General features: G+C 53.9%; 6 protein-coding genes. 3 read left to right on the forward strand and 3 right to left on the reverse strand.

Going from position 1 to position 4,138, the window contains the following annotated elements; genetic code table 11:
- The coding region (locus tag lacNas_RS05770; RefSeq protein ID WP_201346682.1) for an MFS transporter at window positions 1-1,222 on the reverse strand (1,222 nt) is incomplete at its 3' end.
- 117 nt (window positions 1,223-1,339) lie between these two features.
- Here lacNas_RS05770 and lacNas_RS05775 point away from each other — a divergent pair.
- The gene (locus lacNas_RS05775; RefSeq protein ID WP_201331052.1) at window positions 1,340-2,188 is read left to right on the forward strand and encodes a LysR family transcriptional regulator; all 849 of its coding nucleotides are present in this window, start codon (window positions 1,340-1,342) and stop codon (window positions 2,186-2,188) included.
- A 1-nt stretch (window position 2,189) separates the two neighbouring features.
- Here the strand turns inward: lacNas_RS05775 and lacNas_RS05780 are convergent, their stop codons facing one another.
- Window positions 2,190-2,729: a GNAT family N-acetyltransferase gene (locus lacNas_RS05780; RefSeq protein ID WP_201331051.1), complete on the reverse strand. Its 540-nt coding sequence runs from the start codon at window positions 2,727-2,729 to the stop codon at window positions 2,190-2,192.
- Between the two features lie 197 nt (window positions 2,730-2,926).
- Between lacNas_RS05780 and lacNas_RS05785 the strand changes: the two genes are divergently transcribed.
- On the forward strand, window positions 2,927-3,340 hold the full coding sequence (locus lacNas_RS05785; RefSeq protein WP_244660685.1) for an ABC transporter ATP-binding protein: 414 nt from the start codon (window positions 2,927-2,929) through the stop codon (window positions 3,338-3,340).
- A 43-nt stretch (window positions 3,341-3,383) separates the two neighbouring features.
- A complete protein-coding gene (locus lacNas_RS05790) occupies window positions 3,384-3,830 on the forward strand; it encodes a DUF1751 domain-containing protein (protein ID WP_201331049.1) in 447 nt (148 codons plus the stop codon).
- 53 nt (window positions 3,831-3,883) lie between these two features.
- Here lacNas_RS05790 and lacNas_RS05795 read toward each other — a convergent pair.
- Window positions 3,884-4,138 (reverse strand): hypothetical protein (locus tag lacNas_RS05795; protein ID WP_201346683.1); only part of this gene is annotated, 255 nt, incomplete at its 5' end.

The following is a 4,138-nucleotide window of genomic DNA, read 5'->3' on the forward strand; positions in this document are numbered from 1 at the left end:
CCAGGCCAACCGCACCGCCGATTTGGTGGAAGGTGTTGACGGCGCCAGATGCGGCCCCAGCAATGTCGCCTCTGGTTCCGGCGACCCCGGCTACCGTCAGCGGGCTCATGATCAAGCCTTGGCCCAAGCCAATGAAGACCATCGGCAAAGCCACGCCGAGCAGATAGCCTTCTTCAATGCCGATCACGGCGCCCATTGCCAGGCCAGCCGCGTCAATGACAGCTCCGGCAATCAGCACCGCGGTATTGGAGAAGCGGAAAGTCAGCCGGGCGACAAAAAGCGAAATAATGAACTGCACCACCGTTAGCGGCAAAAAGGCGATTGCGGCTTGCAGGGCTGACATGCCAAAAACGTTTTGCAGAGCCTGCGGCATCATAAAGAAGTAGGCCATGCTTGCCCCCAGCATGAAGAAGCGGGCCACAAGGGCGCTTGAGCGCTGGTTGTCCTTAAAAATTTCCAGTGGCATCAAAGGATTAGCCGTCTTGCTTTCAATCATGATGAAAGCGGCCAGAGAAACGATGGTGACGATGATCGCGCCTGCCCGGTAAGCGGTGGCGTTGATGCTGTAAACCAGACCGCTGAAGCCGATCACTGAGGTGACCGTCCCCCACCAGTCGATTGCTTGATCCTTTTGCCCCTTGCCTGCCGCCACATTTTTGACGGACATGGCGTACAAAACCAGCGCTACGTCAGCATCAAGCAAAAAGCCCAGCCGCCAGCTGGAGTAACTGGAGATGATGCCGCCGATGATCAAGCCCAGGCTGGAGCCGATCCCGGCTGTAGCCCCGTAATAAGTAATTGCCCTGGTCCGCTGCTGGCCTTCATAAGTATCCATCAACAGGGCCAGAGTAGACGGGGCCAAAAGCGCCCCGCCAATCCCTTGCAAGGCCCGCATGGCAATCAGGATGCCGGCCGAAGGAGAAAGAGCAACCAAGAGGGATGCAAGCCCGAAGATGGCCAGGCCGCTGAGCAGGGCCAGCCGGCGGCCGAAAATGTCGCCAAGGCGGGCACCGAGTGACAGAAAGCCGCCAAAAGTCAGGGCATAAGCGTTGCTAACCCAGGACAGCATGACGCCATTCATGCCCAGTTCCCGGCGGATCTGCACCGTGCTGGCAAAGACCAGCGAATTGTTGAGCAGGATCAAGAAGTAGCTGATCAAAACGATCCAGAGAATAATCCCGAAAGTGCTCTGTTCTTTTTTGGTAGAATTAGAAATGTCCAAAGCTTTACCTCCACAAGAATAATTTTGATGCTTCTAACTATAAGAGGTAAAAACAGCTTTGAAAATTTCTTAATTGACAAGTGAGTTTGCGTCTGACGCAATAAAGGACTGAGATTGATGGAAATATACCTGCTGGAATACCTGGTTGCCTTTTATCACACTGGCACGGTCGAAGCCGCCAGTAAAGAGATGAACGTAACCGCCCCGACCATTTCCCGGGGACTGAAAAAACTGGAAAGCTCCCTGGGAATCGAGCTCTTCAGCCGGGAGCCCAAGAAGATCAGCTTGAACCAGACCGGGGTTTTTGCCGCTCAAAAAGCCGAGCAGCTGCTCAAGCAGCTCAAGCTTTACCAAGATGAAGTCCTAGGCTTTTACCGGGCACACGACGAGCTGCGGGTGACGGAAACTGCCTGGGGGATCAGCCGGCTGCTGGAAGACTATCCTGAAGAAATCGCCCTCTCCCCACTTCCCGTCAGCGAAGAACAGGCGCAAAAGCTACTGCTGACGCGCGAGGCGGCCATGGCCGTCACCACTGCTGAATACAGCAGCCCGGAATTGGAATCAGTCTTTTTGGGCCGGGACCGGCTGGAGATCAAAGTCACCAAGTACAACCAGCTCTATGAGAAAAGCAGCGTCAGCTTCAGCGACCTGGCCGGGCAGGAATTTGTCTTGCGAAAGCAGCTGGGCGTCTGGACCGGAATCATCGAATCCAATGCCCCCAAGGCCATGCTGATCTACCAAGACACCCAGGAGGGACTGAACGAATTGATCCGCTACTCCAACTTCCCGATTTTTTCCAGCCGGGTCAATGACCTTTTCTCAAAAAATGACGGCGGCAAAAGAAAGGCGCTGCCCATCACCGATGACAGCGCCCAAATCGAACTCTACGCGACCTACTTAAAAGCCAACCGCCGCAAGCTGCAAGAGCTCATCAGATACCTCAGCAAAAGACTGGCCGCTAACTAGCTCACGCCTGCTTTTTTTCCCAGTCTTCCCGGCGCAGGACGTTCTCGACTTCCGGCAAGGTGTAGCCCAGCAGAGTGTCGCCCTTAGGGTCGGTTCTCACGTACGAAAAGCCCAGTTTCTCCTGGACCCGCTTTGACTTGTCATTGCCTTCGTAATAGCAGCACCAAACGGCTTGGCTGCCCAGGTCAGCGAATGCATGGTCAATGAGGCAGGCAGCAGCTTCTGGCGCATAGCCCTGCCCCCAGTATTCCCGGCCGATCCAGTAGCCAAGTTCCGGCTCGCTGCCTTTTTCCGAGCAGGCATCTTCGCCAAACTTCAAGCCGGCGCAGCCAATCAGCAGCTTGTCAGCCTTGCGCCAAACAGCGTAGGTTTCCGCGTCTTTTAGGCTTTCGCGGATTACCTGCAGGCTTTCTTCAGCCGACTTGTGGGCCGGCCAGCCGGCAGCAGGGCCAACGGCCGGATCCTTGGCCAAGTCGTACAGGCGGGCTGCGTCAGCCTCTTGCCAAGGCTTGAGGCAGAGTCTTTCAGTAGTCAGTTCCATTTTCCCTCCTTGATCCTGGCAATTTGGCCGGGATCTTTTTTAGAATAATCTTACCATAGGAACAGTTTGCCGGCTTTTCTAAAATTATTTGCTTTTTCTTCAAATACTGCCTGTTCCGGTTCGTATTTTCTTCATCAGCCGATGCTATAATGCCAATTAATGTATTATAGGTCTTTATGGAGGAACACATGACTGGTATGTTTTTAGTTTTAGTTGGGACCAGCCTGGCTTTGCTGCTGGCCGACTTGACCATGCTGGCGCGGGCTAAGAGAAGACTGGCTGCTAAAAACGGCAAGGGCGCGTCCCCCTACGCGAACTATTCCAAGCTCACGCTTTTCAGTCTCCTGGCTCAGCTTTTAATTAACGTGCTTTATCTCTGGAACTACTGGGCCGCGGCTTTTAAGGTCGGCTTTCTGGCCGTCTTTTTCCTGTTCGCGGGCAACCTGCTGCTGGAATTCATCATTTTTTGCGATGACTTCTTTACGGACATCAGTTTCAAAAATTTGCGGGGTTACCGGAAGAGCCTCAGCCAAAGCAAGCGTCTCCTGCTGCTCGCCCTCTTCTTTTTGACCTTTACGGCCGCGGCGATCAATTTCTTCCCTGCTCCTTAGCTTGGTGTACAATAGAACAAGCAATAATTTTTAGGAGAGAAAGATGTTCATATTATTTACCGCAATTTCCGTCATCGCCCTGCTTTTGGCAATAGCCAGCCTGGTCATGCTGGTCGCTACCCGCAGGCAGATTCTTGCCGATGGCGCTGCTGCCAGCCAGCTGCTGGACAAGCGCCGCCGCTTTCTGTCCTGGGTCAACGCCTTTGAGCTGGTTCCCAACGCCATCTACATGATCATCTCGATCGCCAGCTTTTTCTCGGCTGACTATGAGCCGACCCTGCTGCTGACGGCGACGACGGTTGTCCTGGACCTTTTGATGGGGGTCACGGTCATCTTCGGTGACTTCTTCCTCAGCGAAAACCCGGTCAGCTTCAAGCAGTTCTGGTCACAAACCAAGACCAGTTCCAAAGTCTACCTGGTCTTCCTCCTGCTGCTCATCATCGCCATCGCCGTCTTGAACGTGCTCATCCACGCCTGGAATCTGGATTAAAAAAGTCCCCGCTGAACTTACTTCAGACATGTAAGTCAGCGGGGACTATTTATTTAATAGCGCTTTTTCTCCCGGCTCATGATGTAGCCGGCCATGACCAGGTTTGACAGGATCAAAACCGCTACCGCCAAGAGCGGCTTGACGGCGATGGCCAGAAAAGCCAGCAGGAAACCGCCAAAGACGATGCTTCTGCCGGCCGTAGTCATTACCTCATCGGCTTCAGCAGCTGGATTGGCTTTGAGAATCGCCAGGTCCAGAAACTGGAAAGTCAGAGTCCAAAGGAAGATGATGGCCACGTAGATGCCGGC

It is taken from the genome of Lactobacillus nasalidis (assembly GCF_016587775.1).
Classification (GTDB): Bacteria; Bacillota; Bacilli; order Lactobacillales; family Lactobacillaceae; genus Lactobacillus; species Lactobacillus nasalidis.